This window comes from Brucella sp. HL-2 (assembly GCF_025846885.2).
GTDB lineage: Bacteria > Pseudomonadota > Alphaproteobacteria > Rhizobiales > Rhizobiaceae > Brucella > Brucella quorumnocens.
Genome location: NZ_JAOYTK010000009.1, coordinates 81,090 through 96,823 on the forward strand (window position 1 = coordinate 81,090; position 15,734 = coordinate 96,823).

Sequence of the window (15,734 nt, forward strand, 5' to 3'; positions counted from 1 at the left end):
AAGAATGATCCCGATCACCGCCCTTAAAGATAAGACTGTAGCCCTCTTCGGATTGGGCGGGTCGGGCATCGCCACTGCCAAGGCCATCGTGGCTGGTGGGGCGAAGATCATTGCCTGGGATGATAATCCCGACAGCGTTGCCCGCGCTCAGAGCGCGGGGTTGGCGACTGGTGATTTGAGGCAGGCGGACTGGTCGCAGTTCGCTGCCTTTGTGCTTTCGCCGGGTGTACCTCTCACTCATCCGAAGCCACATTGGACGGTTGATCTGGCGCGTGCCGCAGGCGTTGAAGTCATCGGTGACGTTGAACTCTTTGCGCGCGAGCGTAATCATATCGCGCCCGATTGCCCGTTCATCGCCATAACCGGCACCAACGGTAAATCGACCACGACTGCGCTGATCGCGCATATTATCAAGGCGTCCGGTCGCGATATGCAGCTTGGCGGCAATATTGGAACGGCCATTCTCACACTGGAACCGCCTGCACCAAGCCGCTTCTATGTGGTCGAGTGTTCGTCTTACCAGATTGATCTGGCGCCTTCGCTTAATCCGACTGCCGGTCTTCTTCTCAATCTTACGCCTGATCATCTCGACCGCCATGGCTCCATGGAAAACTATGCCGCCATTAAAGAACGGCTTGTTGAGAAAAGCGGTGTGGCAATCATTGGTGTGGACGATGAATATTGCGCGGACATTGCGACACGCCTTGAGAGTAAGGGTGTAAAAGTCGCACGTATCTCCAAGAATAAGCGCCTTGAGAATGGAAGCTTCGCTGACGGCGCAAAGCTTTATTCGACAACAAATGGTCAGATCGAAGAACTGACTTCACTTGAAGGTATTGGTTCGCTGCGCGGCGCGCATAATGCGCAGAATGCGTTGGCTGCAGTCGCTGCCTGTTTGTCTATTGGACTTTCAATCGAAGAAATTCGTGCTGGTCTGAAGAGCTTTCCGGGTCTTGCACACCGCATGGAGCAGGTGGGATATCGCGGCAAAGTTCTGTTCGTCAACGATTCCAAAGCAACCAATGCGGAAGCGACTGCACCTGCACTGTCGTCTTTCGCCAATCACATTTATTGGATCGCCGGAGGCGTTCCCAAGGCTGGTGGCATCACATCGCTATCGAGCTTCTTCCCGCGCATCACCAAAGCCTATCTTATTGGTGAAGCAGCGGCGCAGTTTGCTGCGACGCTTGGGGATGCCGTGTCGTTCGAGATTTCCGACACCTTGGCCATTGCCGTCGAGCATGCTGCACGTGATGCAGGCAATGATGCAGCAAACGAACCTGCGGTGCTGCTCTCACCTGCATGTGCGAGTTTCGATCAGTTTCAGAATTTTGAAAAACGCGGTGATGCATTCCGTAACGCCGTTCTTGCGCTCCCGGGTGTTGAGCCGATGAGAGGGGAAAGCTGATGGTAAGTCGTGTTGACCGCGGTCCTGTCGCCAATTGGTGGTGGACAATCGACCGTTACTTTCTGGCTGCATGTCTGGCCTTGATGGGGCTTGGCGTGTTGTTATCCTTTGCGGCAAGTCCTGCCGTTGCGCAGCGCATCGGCCTCGACAGCTTCCATTTTGTTGAGCGCCAGACCTTCTTCATGATCCCGGCTGTGATCGTGATGATCGGGGTGTCATTCCTGACGCCACGCCAGATCAGGCGCTTCGCGCTGGTTTTGCTGGGCGCATCGCTGTTGCTGATGGCGGCAGCGCTTTTCGTCGGTATTGAGATCAAGGGCGCGCGCCGCTGGGTAAGCCTTGCGGGCATTTCCATTCAGCCATCCGAGTTCATGAAGCCCGCATTTGTGGTCATTTGCGCGTGGCTTTTCTCTGAGCGGGAACGTGGCGGCGAAATGCCGGGCAATTTCCTTGCAATGCTGCTTTTTATCGCGACTGTCGGGCTTCTTGTGCTCCAGCCTGACCTTGGCCAGACCATGCTGACGACGGGCACATGGGGTGCAATGTTCTTCCTGGCAGGCCTGCCAATGTTCTGGATTCTGGTTCTCGGCGGCATCGCAGTCTGCGGTGCTTTTGGCGCTTATCTGACATTTGATCACGTTGCAGGCCGTGTTAACCGCTTCATGACGGGTGAGGGCGATACGTTCCAGGTGGACGCAGGCCGCGAAGCCATTCTGCGCGGCGGTTGGTTTGGACAAGGTCCAGGCGAAGGTACGGTCAAGCGCATCATCCCTGACAGCCACACTGACTTTATCTTCTCGGTTGCGGCTGAAGAATACGGCATCATTCTGTGCATGATCATCATGGCGCTTTTTGCGTTCATCGTGATCCGCGGGCTTTCGATTGCGCTTCGTGAGCGCGATGCTTTCACACGTTTGGCTGTGTCCGGTATCGTCATTCTGTTTGGCTTCCAGTCGATCATCAACATGGCGGTTAATCTGCATCTGATGCCTGCCAAGGGTATGACGCTGCCATTCATTTCCTATGGTGGTTCCTCGCTGGTCGCTATTGCGATCACCATGGGTATTCTTCTGGCGCTGACACGCCGCCGTCCGGAAGCGCGTATGACGCATACGGTCAGTATGGGTGAGCGCATTCCGGCTTTGTGAGGGGAATATGGGAAAAGGCGTAATCGTATTGGCCGCCGGGGGAACTGGCGGTCATCTGTTTCCGGCGGAAGCGCTGGCTCATGAATTGAAGATACGTGGTTGGGATGTGCATCTGGCGACTGATGCGCGTGCTCAGCGTTTTGCCGGTGCATTTGCCGAAGACCATGTGCATGTGATCCGTTCAGCCACTATTTCAGGCCGCAATCCAATAGCACTCATAAAGACCTTCTGGTCGTTGTGGCAGGGCAATCTTGATTCGCGCAGACTATTTCGTCGATTGAAACCGAAACTGGTTGCAGGCTTTGGTGGCTATCCAACGCTGCCACCGCTTTATGCTGCAAGTAATTTGGGAATCCCAACCGTCGTACATGAACAGAACGCCGTCATGGGTCGCGCCAATAAGGGCCTTGCGGGACGCGTGAAAGCAATTGCCGGTGGTTTCCTGCCTGAGACGAGCGGTGCACACGCCGACAAGATTATTGCGACCGGTAATCCGGTTCGCCCACCTGTGCTTGCTGCAGCCAATATGCCCTATAAGCCTGCAAAAGAAGGCCAGCGTTTTCGTCTGCTGGTGTTTGGTGGAAGTCAGGGAGCGCAGTTCTTCTCGAATGCCATACCTGAAGCGATTGCGCTGTTGTCGGACGCCGAACGCGCACGGTTGCTGATTACACAGCAGGCACGTAAAGAGGACGAGGCTGCCGTTCGTACGGCTTATCAGAATCTGAAAATCCCCGCCGATGTGGCACCGTTCTTCAACGACATGCCTGCACGCATTGCGGATGCGCATTTCGTGATCTCCCGTTCGGGTGCTTCGACGGTTTCAGAAATCGCGGCGATTGGCCGTCCAGCCATGCTGGTGCCGTTCCCGCATGCGCTCGATCATGATCAGGCAGCCAATGCGGCGGCGCTCGCGGCAGCAGGTGGTGGTCAGGTCGTGCGACAGTCTGAGCTGACTGCACAGCGACTGGCTGAGATCATCAGTTTAGCTATGAACGAGCCTGAAAGGCTTGAACAACAGGCAAAAGCTGCAAAAAGCGTTGGTAAGCCGGATGCCGCACAGTTGCTTGCTGATCTGGCAGAGGCTATTGCAGCAGGTAAATCAGTACAAGAATTGAAAAAAGGAAACCGGCCATGAAAATGCCGCTGAATATCGGGCTTGTCCATTTTATCGGGATAGGCGGCATCGGCATGAGCGGCATTGCGGAAGTGCTGCACAATCTCGGCTATAAGGTTCAAGGCTCTGATCAATCAGACAGCGCCAATGTGCAGCGTCTGCGCGAGAAGGGCATTGAGGTCTTTGTCGGCCACAAGGCCGAGAACCTTGGCGACGCGGAAGTGATAGTCGTCTCGACTGCGATCCGCAAAAACAACCCTGAGCTTGTCGCTGCACGTGAAAAACTTCTGCCAATCGTTCGCCGCGCTGAAATGCTGGCTGAACTGATGCGCTTCCGACGTGCAGTTGCTATTGGCGGCACACACGGCAAAACCACAACGACCTCAATGGTGGCAGCCTTGCTTGATGCCGGTCATCTTGATCCTACCGTCATCAATGGCGGCATCATCAATGCATATGGCACCAATGCCCGTATGGGCGATGGCGATTGGATGGTTGTTGAAGCGGATGAAAGCGACGGCACGTTCCTGAAGCTTCCAGCTGATATCGCGGTTGTAACCAATATCGATCCCGAACACCTCGACCATTACGGCAATTTCGACAATGTGCGCGCAGCTTTCGCGCAGTTCGTTGAGAACGTGCCATTCTACGGTTTTGGTGTGATGTGCCTCGATCATCCGGAAGTTCAGGCTCTGGTGAGCCGCATTGAGGATCGTCGTATTGTGACCTATGGGCAAAACCCGCAGGCTGATGTGCGTTTTCTCAACCATCGCATGGAAGGTGCTGTCAGCCTGTTTGACGTGCTGATCCGTTCGCGCAAGGGTGAGACGACGGAGATCAAAGACCTGCGTCTGCCAATGCCGGGTCTGCACAATGTTTCCAACGCCACAGCTGCGATTGCCGTGGCGCATGAGCTGGGTATTTCACCCGACGATATCCGTCGTGGTCTTGGAGCATTCGGTGGTGTGAAACGCCGCTTTACGCATACGGGTTCGTGGAATGGTGTCGAGATATTTGATGATTATGGACATCACCCCGTTGAAATCCGCGCTGTGCTGAAAGCCGCACGCGAAGCAACCAAGGGGCGAGTCGTCGGTATCGTCCAGCCGCATCGCTATACGCGTCTGCACAGCCTGTTTGATGAGTTTGCAGCGTGCTTCAACGACGCCGATACAGTCATTGTGACGCCAGTTTATACCGCTGGCGAAGACCCGATTGAGGGCGTGAATTCGGAAGCGCTGGTTTCGCGTATCAAAACGGCTGGTCACCGCGACGCGCGTTATGCAAGCGGGCCGGAGGCACTTGCGCCACTGGTGGCATCCATCGCTGAACCCGGTGATTTCGTGGTTTGTCTGGGTGCAGGCAATATTACGCAATGGGCTTATGCGCTTCCCAAAGAACTGGCTGAACAGGGAAGCAAGTAATGGAAAGCGGCGAGGCGCTTCTCAAGAAGCTCGACGGCAAGCTGTCGGGCCTGCGCGGCAAGCTGATGCCGGATACTGGCATGGACAAGATCACTTGGTTCCGTGCCGGTGGCCCTGCACAGGTTTTGTTCCAACCAGCTGACGAAGAAGATTTGTCGGAATTTCTGAAAGCTGTGCCAGAAGAGATTCCGCTTCTGGTTGTAGGTATCGGCTCCAATCTGATGGTACGTGACGGCGGTATCCCGGGCTTTGTGGTTCGTTTGTCGGCCAAGGGCTTTGGAGAAGTTCAGCAGGTTTCTGAAACGCAGCTCAGGGCAGGGACGGCAACGCCAGACAAGCGCGTGGCTGCTGCGGCCCTTGACGCTGGTCTTGGTGGCTTTCATTTCTATCACGGCATTCCCGGTGGCATCGGTGGCGCTTTGCGCATGAATGCGGGTGCTAATGGCGTTGAAACGCGCGAACGCGTGGTGGAAGTGCGCGCACTTGATCGCAAGGGCGATCTGCACATCCTGTCCAATGCCGATATGGGCTATGCCTATCGGCACTCATCGACTTCACCAGATTTGATCTTTACCTCAGCATTGTTTGAGGGCATTCCGGGCGACCGGGAGGAAATCAAAAAGGCGATGGACGAGGTGCAGAATCACCGCGAGACAGTACAGCCTGTGCGCGAAAAAACCGGCGGTTCAACCTTCAAGAACCCCGAAGGCACATCCGCATGGAAAGAAATCGACAAGGCAGGCTGTCGTGGTCTGCGTGTCGGTGGGGCGCAGATGTCAGAGATGCACTGCAATTTCATGATCAATACCGGCAATGCGACCGGATATGACCTCGAAACGCTCGGTGAGACAGTTCGCGCTAAAGTTTATGAGAATTCCGGCATTCGCCTTCATTGGGAGATTAAACGGCTCGGCTTGTTCCAAGAAGGCAAGCAAGTGAAAGAATTCTTATAAAAATTAACATTTTAAGAAGCCCGGATTTCCCACTGAAATACCGGGCTTTTTTGCGCTTGTTGAGTCATGCGTAAGTTGCTCCCCTTTTGATAGGGGCTTGCCACGGAATCAACTCTCTGATTCTTTATGGTTAACCGTACAGTGATTTGATTCGTCAGGGTTTTCCTGACTTGGGTGTCTGCGGCTTGTGTCGCCGGGCTATCCTGATTCTATTTTTGATTCGAGCGCAGGGAATGTGCAGAGGGGATGACTAACGTGGCTGGACAGAAGGCTGTAAAGCATGTTGCCGTTTTGATGGGCGGTTTCTCTTCTGAGCGTCCTGTCAGCCTATCCTCCGGTGCTGCCTGTGCGACAACGCTTGAAGAGTGCGGCTACCGCGTCACGCGTATCGATGTCGACCGCAATGTCGCCAGCGTTCTTGCAGAGCTGAGGCCTGATGTGGCGTTCAATGCGTTGCATGGCCCTTTTGGTGAGGATGGCGCTATTCAGGGTATCCTCGAATATCTTCAGATCCCTTACACGCATTCCGGCGTGCTCGCTTCGGCGCTTGCTATGGACAAAGATCGCGCCAAGAAGGTTGCTGCTGCTGCCGGTGTGGCTATTGCGCCATCACGTTTGATGAACCGTTTTGATATTGGTTCAGAGCATCCGATGGAGCCGCCATACGTCGTCAAACCTGTGCGTGAAGGCTCAAGCTTCGGTGTCGTTATCGTCAAGGAAGACCAGTCGCATCCGCCTCAGATTATTGGTTCTACTGACTGGCGCTATGGCGATGAGGTCATGGTCGAGGGTTATATTGCCGGTCGTGAATTGACCTGCGCTGTGATGGGTGATCGCGCGATGGATGTCTGCGAGATCATTCCAGTGGGTCATCAGTTCTACGATTATGATTCAAAATATGTGGCTGGCGCATCAACTCACGCATGTCCGGCAAAAATTTTACCAAATATTTACCAAAAAATACAAACAATGGCCCTTACGGCGCATCGGGCAATCGGGTGTCGGGGCGTAAGCAGATCAGACTTCCGTTTCGATGATCGTTTTTCCGAAGAAGGCGAAGTTATTTGGCTGGAAATTAACACCCAGCCAGGAATGACTCCTACATCGCTCGTGCCTGATATCGCGAAGGCGGCAGGTATCTCTTTTGGTGAATTGTTGAGTTGGATGGTGGAGGACGCGTCTTGTTTGCGGTAAACGGCAGATCTCAGGAATATAGGCGTTCGGGCGCGATGCGGGATGCATCGGGTGCAGCCTTTGTTCTGCCGCGCCTTCTGCGGAAGCCATTCCGCTTTGCTGTCCGTCTGTTTCAGGGCAATATCAACGTTCCACGCTATGCTGGCACGATTGGCATGCTCGGCTTTCTCGGAGCAACTGGTATTTATGGCATGGTCCTTGGCGGCCATTCCGAAAACATGGTCAAGGCAACGGCTTCGACATTTGGCTTTGCGATTGAAGACGTAAAGGTCGTTGGCAACAGCGAAACTTCTGACATCGATATTCTGGGTCAGCTTGAGCTGGATGGTGAAACCTCACTGGTCGGTTTGAGTGCCGAACAGGCGCGTCAGGCTATCGCCAAGCTGCCTTGGGTTGAAGGCGCAGAAGTGCGTAAGGTTTATCCGGGTACGCTGCTTGTTTCTCTCGAAGAGCGCAAGGCATTCGCCGTCTGGCAGAACGGCCAGGAGCTTTCTCTGATTGATTCTGCCGGCGATACCATCGTTCCATTTCGTCCGGGTCGTTACAACGCTCTCCCGCTTGTCGTGGGTGAGGGTGCCGAAAAGCGCGTTAAGGGCTTCGTAGACGAGGTTGCGGCCTATCCGGGGCTGGCTGGCAAGGTTCGTGCCTATATCCGCGTCGCTGACCGCCGTTGGGATATTCTGCTCGAAAATGGCGTTCGCATTATGCTGCCGGAAGATGAGCCGATGAAGGCTCTCGCCGAGGTTGAGCGTCTGGATAGCGAAAAGCAACTTCTGTCGCGTGATATCGCATCTGTCGATCTTCGTCTGGATGATCGCGTTACCGTTCAATTGACTGCGAGTGGCATGGAGCAACGCCAGAAGTTTTTGGCGGAGCGTAAAAAAGAATTATCCCGCACGGGGAAGCGCGTATGAGTATTCTTGGCGGAAAAGGTTCATCACAGGTCGGAACTTCAGGGCGCAAGGTGCGCCTTCTAACGGTTCTGGATGTTGGTTCAAGCAAGGTTTCCTGTGTAATTGCGCGCTTGCGTCCACATGAAAGTGGCGCGCTGCTGCCGGGTCGCACGCATCGCATGGAAGTGCTTGGCATCGGTCATCAGCGTTCGCGCGGTGTGAAGTCCGGTGTCATCATTGATCTGGATGCGGCTGAACAGTCCATTCGTCTCGCAGTTGATGCTGCCGAGCGCATGGCTGGGCTGACGGTTGATAGCCTTATCGTCAATATTTCTGCTGGACGCCTCAAGAGTGAAACCTTTACCGCGAGCGTCAATCTCGGCGGTCATGAAGTCGAGCAGACTGATATTCGCCGAGTACTGGCCGCTGGCGCCAAGCAGGCTCTTGCAGCAGAACGTCACCTTGTTCATTCGCTGCCGGTTGGCTACACGCTCGATGGTGAACGCGGCATTCGCGATCCGCTCGGAATGCTGGGCGATAGCCTCGGCGTTGACATGCACGTGCTAACCGCTGATGCAGCGCCATTGCGCAATCTCGAACTCTGCATCAATCGTTGCCACCTTTCGGTCGAAGCTATCGTTGCGACCCCTTATGCGAGTGGCCTTGCGGCGCTCGTAGGTGATGAAGCTGAAATGGGTGCGGCTTGCATCGATATGGGCGGTGGCACGACGACGATTTCGGTCTTCTCCGAAGGTAAGTTCATTCACGCTGATGCTGTTGCCATTGGCGGCAATCACGTCACGATGGACGTGGCACGCGGCTTCTCCACCCGTATGGAGGATGCTGAGCGTCTCAAGGTCATGTACGGCTCGGCGCTGCCAAGCGCTGCCGATGACCGCGACCTCATCTCAGTTCCGCCAATCGGCGACGACGAGCGTGATGTACCCAATCAATATCCGCGCTCGGTACTGACGCGGATCATCCGTGCAAGAGTGGAAGAAACACTGGAACTGGTTCGCGACAGGCTGAACCAGTCCGGCCTCGGACATATTGTCGGCAAGCGTGTTGTCCTGACAGGCGGCGCAAGCCAGTTGCCGGGCATGCCTGAAGCTGCGCGACGGATTCTTGCAAGAAATGTACGTATCGGGCGTCCGCTAGGCATAGCGGGATTGCCTGAGGCGGCTAAGGGTGCGGCTTTCTCCGCGACCGTCGGGCTTCTGATCTACCCTCAGGTGGCAGGCATTGAAGAACGGTCAGTGAAGGCAGCCTCCTCCGGTCTTATGACTGGTACGGGCGGGCGGATTCAACGTGTCGGCCAATGGCTGAGAGAGAGTTTTTGAGTACACATTGAGTGATTTGATTGCGTGATGTGGGCGTAACCATCAGCGTAATAACCAATTAGCACCGCGGCGGCGAAGCGGTGAGAGGCTTAAGAGGAACGAGAACCATGACCATTAATCTGCAAAAGCCGGACATCACCGAGCTGAAGCCTCGCATCACCGTATTCGGTGTCGGCGGTGGCGGCGGCAACGCGGTAAACAACATGATCAATGCCGGTCTACGCGGCGTGGATTTTGTCGTTGCCAACACCGACGCGCAGGCTCTGACGATGTCAAAGTCTGAACGCATGATCCAGCTTGGCGCTGCTGTCACCGAAGGCCTCGGTGCTGGCTCTCAGCCAGAAGTTGGCCGCGCAGCCGCTGAAGAATGCATCGATGAAATCGTCGATCATCTTAACGGCACGCATATGTGCTTCGTAACGGCAGGCATGGGCGGTGGCACCGGTACAGGTGCCGCTCCTGTTGTGGCACGTGCAGCACGCGAACGCGGTATCCTCACCGTTGGCGTTGTTACCAAGCCTTTCCACTTCGAAGGTGCTCGCCGCATGAAGACGGCTGAGTACGGCATCGAAGAACTGCAGAAGAACGTCGATACCCTGATCGTCATTCCGAACCAGAACCTCTTCCGCATTGCCAACGACAAAACCACCTTCGCTGACGCCTTCGCAATGGCCGATCAGGTGCTCTATTCCGGTGTTGCCTGCATCACCGATCTGATGGTCAAGGAAGGCCTCATCAATCTCGACTTTGCTGACGTTCGTTCTGTCATGCGCGAAATGGGCAAGGCGATGATGGGCACCGGCGAAGCTTCGGGCGAAGGCCGTGCGATGGCTGCTGCTGAAGCCGCGATTGCTAATCCACTGCTCGACGAAACTTCGATGCGCGGTGCAAAGGGTCTCCTGATCTCGATCACTGGTGGTCGTGACATGACCCTCTTTGAAGTCGATGAAGCTGCAACCCGTATCCGCGAAGAAGTTGATCCGGAAGCCAACATCATTCTCGGCGCGACCTTCGACGAAGGCCTCGAAGGCGTCATCCGTGTATCCGTTGTTGCAACCGGCATCGACAAGCAGATTGGAGATGCGGCCCCGGCGCCGCTGGAATTTCGCCAGCCAGTAAAACCAGCCGCTCAGCAGGCAAAGCCAATGGCTCCGCATGGCGCTCTGCGTCTTCCGGTTACTGAACAACCACGTCAGGCTGAATCAGCCGCTCCGGCTGCTCAGTCGATCGAAAGTGAAATGCCAGCTGCGACTGCTGCACCTGCAGCTTCGGCTGCTCCAGACTTCCGTCCGCAGAGCCGTATTTTCCAGGCTCCTGCTGCTGACAGCTTTGAACGCGCACCTGTTGCCCGTCCTGCAGCTCCACAGCCGCAGATGATCAACAATCAGGCGACGGCTCATGCGATGCAGCCGCAGGCATACCAGCAGCCACAGCAGATGCATGCAGAACCAGCTCCACAGCCACGTCCTGCTCCACGCATGCCGGCGGTGTCTGACTTTCCCCCAGTCGCTCAGGCAGAAATCAATGCACGTCGTGCAGCGCCTCAGCAGCCTGTTCAGGAAGAACGCGGACCGATGAGCCTTCTCAAGCGCCTGACCCATGGTTTGTCGTCGCGCCGTGAAGAAGAACAGCCAGCAGCTCGTCTGGAGCCAGCGCAGCATCGTGAGCCTGCAATGCGCCAGCCGGAACAGCGCCGCCCAATGCAGCAGGACAGCTCGATCTATGCTCCACGCCGTGGCCAGCTCGATGATCAGGGTCGTCCGCAGCCACGCGCTGCCTCAGAAGAAGATCAGCTCGAAATCCCGGCATTCCTGCGCCGCCAGTCGAACTAATCATCTGATCCGACTTTGAAATAGAAAAAGCCGTGGGATTTTTCCCACGGCTTTTTTCGTTAGATACCGTTGTTCACAATTGTTGCCTCACACGCTTCAGCTCGTGGTTTTGAAGCATGTTGTTGTGGGAAAGCCGTCCTCTGCATTTCCATGACTGGCTTTATACCAAGGCGCTACGATGCTGACGCATCACGCCTTGAAAAGGTTCAATCGCCACACGGACTTAACCAAAGTCCGATGAGTCTTACTCAATGAACTTTGGTATTAGTAGCTGTCGTTATACTTTGTAAGAAAGCGTGATTTTGAACAGCTGCCGAGCATCACTATTTTCTACGAGATAGCATGATAAGGTTCGCATATGGACGCGAGCCACTTTTCGTGCGTTCGTCGCTATTTTCGCCATATCTATCTTATTATAGAAATACATGACGGAAACTGGTGATTGCTTAATACAGGCACTGCACGCTCGGTGGGGGCATCTCGGTAGAGGTTTCGCTCTTACTTCATATGATAATTAGATTGGACTGGTTTTGAGCGCTTATCAAAAAACAATCGGTCGCGCGGTTACGCTATCTGGCGTTGGCGTTCATGGCGGAGCGCCCGCGTCGGTGACGTTTCTACCGGCTGATGCGGATGCGGGTATCATTTTCCAGCGCTCGGACCTGGGGACTGCTTCGCGCGACATCCACGCTCATGTCTCGGAAATTGGTGCGACGGATCTGTCTACCGCACTGGGGCCGCAGGAAGCACGCGTCAATACCGTTGAACACCTGATGGCCGCAATCGCTGCGGTTGGGATCGACAATCTGATTATCGAAGTGGATGGGCCTGAAATTCCAATTCTCGATGGAACGTCAGCACGTTTCATAGAGTCTTTTGACGAAGCCGGTATCGTGTTGCAGGAAGCAAAGCGGCGCTTTATTCGCATTTTGAAGACAGTGCGCGTTGAAGCCGGTGGTTCATGGGGTGAATTCCAGCCGTATTCTGGGACACGCTTTGAGGTCGAGATTGACTTTGAGTGCCCGCTTATCGGTCGACAGAAGTTTGCTGCCGATATGTCGGAAGAAACCTTTCGCAAGGAAATATCGACGGCACGGACCTTTGGCTTCATGAAGGACGTTGAGCGCCTTTGGGCGGCAGGTCTGGCTCTTGGTTCCTCGCTCGATAATTCTCTTGTGATTGGCGACGATAATTCAGTAATCAATCCCGGCGGATTGCGTTTCAAGGATGAATTCGTGCGTCACAAGATGCTGGATGCCGTGGGCGATATTTCGCTTGCTGGTCTTCCGTTTATTGGCTGCTTCCGTTCTTATCGCGGTGGTCACAGATTGAATGCGGAAACCGTCAAGGCACTACTTGCTGACAAGTCGAATTACGATATCGTCGAAGCAAGCGGTGTGCGCCGGAATACAGACAGCTCGGATTTTGTAGCTGCACTGCCAAATATATCTGCGCCTTGGGCGCTTTAAAGTTCGTGTAGAAGGCTCGGACGTTTATGGCCATAATTGGGCCGTGATCGCCGGGTCTTCTGCGCTTTGAGTCGGCGTATTTGTTGTGGACTGACAGCCAAGCCTCTGCATTGGATGAGGAAAAGCCATTGGTTTGCATAGATATAGCTTTAGGCCGAGGTATTCATGCCTTATGCGCGCCAAATTCGGACGATTGATCAGCTTGACGATTGCCGATTTCGCCAGCATGTGGTTTATGAACTGCCAAAACAGCCTCGGCTATGTTTACCTATGCGCTGATGCTGATGTATTGGGAAGAATGGGGAAAGCCGTGAATTGAAGAGTTCACGTTGCTCCAGACAGAAAAGACGTTGCCAGATGGCCGGAGACCGCATGACGAGTTCGAAATTCCCGGTGAAGACGAAAACCGCGCTGCTAGCCAGCGCTCTTGCCGTTTTTGTTCCGCTTGCGGGATGTGCTAGCAAAAACGACGATATCGATCTTTCCAAGTATGTGGAGACGATCGATCCGGCGGACAAGCTTTACAACGAAGGTCTTGCTAACCTAGATGCAGGTCGTCTCGGCGAAGCTGCGAAGAAGTTTGCCGCTGTTGATCGTCAGCATCCTTACACTGAATGGGCACGTAAGTCGCTCGTCATGGCCGCCTTCACGAATTACCGTCAGGGTAATTACGAAGAAGCAATCAGCATGGCCAAGCGTTACAACACGCTTTATCCGACTTCGCCTGAATCTGCTTACGCTTACTACATCATCGGCTTGAGCTATTTCCGTCAGATTCCTGACGTGACACGTGATCAGGCCGCAAGTCGTCGTGCAATTGCCGCGATGCAGGAAGTGGTCGATCGCTTCCCGACCTCCGAATATGTTGATGACGCTAAGACGAAGATTCGTGTTGCTCGTGACCAGCTCGCCGGCAAGGAAATGCAGGTTGGCCGTTATTACCTTGAGCGCAAAGAGTATCTTGCCGCGATCAAGCGCTTCCGTCTGGTTGTTGAAGAGTATTCCAACACTCGACAGGTGGAAGAAGCATTGGCTCGTCTGGTGGAAGCCTATTATGCGCTTGGCCTGACTTCCGAAGCCCAGATGGCTGCATCGGTGCTTGGCAAAAACTTCCCAGACAGCCGCTGGTATAAGGATTCTTACAAGCTCTTGCAGAGCGGTGGTCTTGAGCCACGTGAGAATGGCGGTTCGTGGCTCGCCAAGGCCTCGGCACTCATCACGGGTGGCGGCGCCTAAGCCGATACCCGCATGCTGTCGCACCTATCGATCCGCGATATTGTCCTGATTGAAAGGCTCGACATCGAGTTCAAGACCGGCTTGTCCGTACTTACGGGCGAGACCGGTGCGGGCAAATCCATCTTGCTCGATTCGTTGTCGCTTGCGCTTGGCGCACGCGGCGACGCTTCTCTGGTTCGCCACGGCGCGGATCAGGGGCAGGTGACTGCCGTGTTTGATGTGCCTGGCGTACACCCTGCCAGAAGTTTTCTCCGTGATAATGGTTTTGATGATGACGGTGACGTTATCCTGCGTCGTCTCCAGATGGGTGATGGCCGCACGCGCGTCTTCATCAACGATCAGGCTGCAAGCGTTGCGCTGCTGCGAGAACTGGGCAAACGCCTTGTTGAAATCCACGGTCAGCATGATGACCGTGCGCTGATCGATATCGATATTCATCGTACATTGCTGGATGCATTTGGCGGACTTGATACCGAGACCGCTGTTGTTCGCGAAAGATACAAGGCTTGGCGCGATGCTGAAAATGCTTTGTCAAAACATCGTGCGCGCGTCGAGCAAGCGGAACGGGAAGGTGATTATCTACGCTCGTCGGTTGCAGAACTAACCAAATTAGATCCGCAGCCGGGCGAGGAAGACGAACTCGCAGAACGCCGCGCAATCATGATGAAATCTGAAAAGATCGCCGGTGACGTGAATGAAGCAGGCGAGCTTCTGTCGGGAAATGGTTCACCGGTTCCGACACTGGCAAGCCTCGTGCGTCGCTTGGAGCGTAAAATTCCTGAAGCACCGCATCTTCTTGAGCCGGTTTGCAAGGCAATTGACGAAGCGCTCAATAGTTTGGCCCTTGCGCAGGATGGCATTGACCATGCCATGCGTGAGATCGACTTTGATCCGCGTGTGCTGGAACAGGTGGAAGAGCGACTTTTTGCTCTCAGAGCTGCTGCGCGTAAATATTCAGTTGCGGTTGAAGGTTTGCCTGCACTGCGCGACAAGATGGATGCAGACCTTGCCGATCTTGATGCGGGTGCGGAAAAGCTGATCCAGCTGGAGGTACAGGCAACCGAAACGCGTGCTTCTTTCGATACTGCGGCGAAGGCTCTGTCTGAACGCCGCAAGGACACGGCTGATCATCTAAAAGCTGCTGTTATGGCAGAGCTTCCGGCACTCAAGCTGGAACGCGCCGAGTTCATCGTGGAAATGACCACCGATGCCGATGCGCGCGCTGCTGAAGGTATTGATACGGTTGAATATTGGGTTCGCACCAATCCGGGCACCCGTGCTGGACCGATGATGAAGGTCGCCTCGGGCGGCGAGCTATCGCGCTTTCTGCTGGCGCTGAAAGTGGCGCTTGCTGATCGTGGTTCTGCCCCGACGCTTGTGTTCGACGAAATCGATACTGGCGTGGGTGGTGCGGTTGCTGATGCCATTGGTCAGCGTCTGGCGCGGTTGTCGTCTCGCGTGCAGGTTCTTTCCGTCACCCATGCGCCGCAAGTTGCCGCGCGTGCCTTGACGCATTTCCTGATAGCGAAATCCGCGACCAATGAAGATCGCATGTCGACCTCAATTCGTTCGATCGGGGTTGATGAGCGGCAGGAAGAAATCGCGCGTATGCTTGCCGGTGCGAGCATCACCGATGAAGCGCGCGCTGCTGCTGAGCGCTTGCTGGCCGAGAACAGTGCGCTCGCTATATAGCGAGCTGTCAGCAGTCTGTGTGCGATTTGCT

Annotated in this window: 12 protein-coding genes; all 12 read left to right on the plus strand. The window is 54.9% G+C overall.

Going from position 1 to position 15,734, the window contains the following annotated elements; all coding sequences use genetic code 11:
* The first annotated feature begins 4 nt into the window (after positions 1–4).
* Complete coding sequence (gene murD, locus OIV19_RS12655; protein WP_264231854.1) at positions 5–1,408, plus strand: UDP-N-acetylmuramoyl-L-alanine--D-glutamate ligase; 1,404 nt, start codon at positions 5–7, stop codon at positions 1,406–1,408.
* Positions 1,408–2,556: a putative lipid II flippase FtsW gene (gene ftsW, locus OIV19_RS12660; RefSeq protein WP_095446963.1), complete on the plus strand. Its 1,149-nt coding sequence runs from the start codon at positions 1,408–1,410 to the stop codon at positions 2,554–2,556. Before murD ends, ftsW begins: the two co-directional genes overlap by 1 nt.
* A gap of 7 nt (positions 2,557–2,563) precedes the next feature.
* Positions 2,564–3,691 carry an undecaprenyldiphospho-muramoylpentapeptide beta-N-acetylglucosaminyltransferase gene (gene murG / locus OIV19_RS12665; RefSeq protein ID WP_264231855.1) on the plus strand — a complete coding sequence of 376 codons (1,128 nt, stop codon included), beginning with the start codon at positions 2,564–2,566 and terminating at the stop codon, positions 3,689–3,691.
* Positions 3,688–5,094 (plus strand): UDP-N-acetylmuramate--L-alanine ligase, encoded by a 1,407-nt coding sequence (gene murC / locus OIV19_RS12670; protein ID WP_151094988.1) that lies wholly within the window; start codon positions 3,688–3,690, stop codon positions 5,092–5,094. The genes murG and murC overlap by 4 nt, the downstream gene beginning before the upstream one ends.
* The gene (murB, locus tag OIV19_RS12675; protein WP_264231856.1) at positions 5,094–6,047 is read left to right on the plus strand and encodes a UDP-N-acetylmuramate dehydrogenase; all 954 of its coding nucleotides are present in this window, start codon (positions 5,094–5,096) and stop codon (positions 6,045–6,047) included. Before murC ends, murB begins: the two co-directional genes overlap by 1 nt.
* Positions 6,048–6,341: 294 nt before the next feature.
* A complete protein-coding gene (locus OIV19_RS12680; RefSeq protein WP_244923307.1) occupies positions 6,342–7,241 on the plus strand; it encodes a D-alanine--D-alanine ligase in 900 nt (299 codons plus the stop codon).
* A complete protein-coding gene (locus OIV19_RS12685; RefSeq protein ID WP_095446958.1) occupies positions 7,229–8,155 on the plus strand; it encodes a cell division protein FtsQ/DivIB in 927 nt (308 codons plus the stop codon). The genes OIV19_RS12680 and OIV19_RS12685 overlap by 13 nt, the downstream gene beginning before the upstream one ends.
* A complete protein-coding gene (gene ftsA / locus OIV19_RS12690) occupies positions 8,152–9,474 on the plus strand; it encodes a cell division protein FtsA (RefSeq protein ID WP_191793728.1) in 1,323 nt (440 codons plus the stop codon). The genes OIV19_RS12685 and ftsA overlap by 4 nt, the downstream gene beginning before the upstream one ends.
* Before the next feature lie 107 nt (positions 9,475–9,581).
* Positions 9,582–11,306, plus strand: coding sequence for a cell division protein FtsZ (ftsZ, locus tag OIV19_RS12695; RefSeq protein ID WP_151094996.1), 1,725 nt, complete (start codon positions 9,582–9,584; stop codon positions 11,304–11,306).
* A 530-nt stretch (positions 11,307–11,836) separates the two neighbouring features.
* Positions 11,837–12,775 (plus strand): UDP-3-O-acyl-N-acetylglucosamine deacetylase, encoded by a 939-nt coding sequence (gene lpxC / locus OIV19_RS12700; protein ID WP_264231857.1) that lies wholly within the window; start codon positions 11,837–11,839, stop codon positions 12,773–12,775.
* Positions 12,776–13,147: 372 nt separating this feature from the next.
* Complete coding sequence (locus tag OIV19_RS12705; RefSeq protein ID WP_095446954.1) at positions 13,148–14,011, plus strand: outer membrane protein assembly factor BamD; 864 nt, start codon at positions 13,148–13,150, stop codon at positions 14,009–14,011.
* Between the two features lie 12 nt (positions 14,012–14,023).
* Positions 14,024–15,703: a DNA repair protein RecN gene (recN, locus tag OIV19_RS12710; protein WP_264231858.1), complete on the plus strand. Its 1,680-nt coding sequence runs from the start codon at positions 14,024–14,026 to the stop codon at positions 15,701–15,703.
* Positions 15,704–15,734 lie beyond the last annotated feature (31 nt).

Coding starts and splice junctions, on each gene's coding strand:
- murD (WP_264231854.1), top strand. CDS start 5: ATGATCCCGATCACCGCCCTTAAAGATAAGACTGTAGCCCTCTTCGGA.
- ftsW (WP_095446963.1), top strand. CDS start 1,408: ATGGTAAGTCGTGTTGACCGCGGTCCTGTCGCCAATTGGTGGTGGACA.
- murG (WP_264231855.1), top strand. CDS start 2,564: ATGGGAAAAGGCGTAATCGTATTGGCCGCCGGGGGAACTGGCGGTCAT.
- murC (WP_151094988.1), top strand. CDS start 3,688: ATGAAAATGCCGCTGAATATCGGGCTTGTCCATTTTATCGGGATAGGC.
- murB (WP_264231856.1), top strand. CDS start 5,094: ATGGAAAGCGGCGAGGCGCTTCTCAAGAAGCTCGACGGCAAGCTGTCG.
- OIV19_RS12680 (WP_244923307.1), top strand. CDS start 6,342: ATGGGCGGTTTCTCTTCTGAGCGTCCTGTCAGCCTATCCTCCGGTGCT.
- ftsA (WP_191793728.1), top strand. CDS start 8,152: ATGAGTATTCTTGGCGGAAAAGGTTCATCACAGGTCGGAACTTCAGGG.
- ftsZ (WP_151094996.1), top strand. CDS start 9,582: ATGACCATTAATCTGCAAAAGCCGGACATCACCGAGCTGAAGCCTCGC.
- OIV19_RS12705 (WP_095446954.1), top strand. CDS start 13,148: ATGACGAGTTCGAAATTCCCGGTGAAGACGAAAACCGCGCTGCTAGCC.
- recN (WP_264231858.1), top strand. CDS start 14,024: ATGCTGTCGCACCTATCGATCCGCGATATTGTCCTGATTGAAAGGCTC.